This is a genomic window from Paenibacillus sp. GYB006, from assembly GCF_036577645.1.
Classification (GTDB): domain Bacteria; phylum Bacillota; class Bacilli; order Paenibacillales; family Paenibacillaceae; genus Paenibacillus.
In genome coordinates, this window is sequence record NZ_JARBDA010000073.1 from 1 (window position 1) to 377 (window position 377).

Below are 377 nucleotides of genomic sequence, written 5' to 3' on the forward strand. Positions count from 1 at the left end.
AGAGAACTTTAAGTTCTCGTCAGCATTTTCTAAATGAGCTTATCGCTCTTTTCAATAACTTTATTGGAGAGTTTGATCCTGGCTCAGGACGAACGCTGGCGGCGTGCCTAATACATGCAAGTCGAGCGGACTTGATGGAGAGCTTGCTCTCCTGAGAGTTAGCGGCGGACGGGTGAGTAACACGTAGGCAACCTGCCCATAAGACTGGGATAACTACCGGAAACGGTAGCTAATACCGGATAGGTTCTTCTCTCGCATGAGAGAAGAAAGAAAGACGGAGCAATCTGTCACTTATGGATGGGCCTGCGGCGCATTAGCTAGTTGGTGGGGTAAAGGCCTACCAAGGCGACGATGCGTAGCCGACCTGAGAGGGTGAT

General features: G+C 50.4%; 1 rRNA gene. It reads left to right on the plus strand.

Features of this window, described 5'->3' with window-relative positions:
- Window positions 1–60: 60 nt before the first annotated feature.
- A 16S ribosomal RNA gene (locus tag PV403_RS25020) occupies window positions 61–377 on the plus strand; the annotation flags it as partial.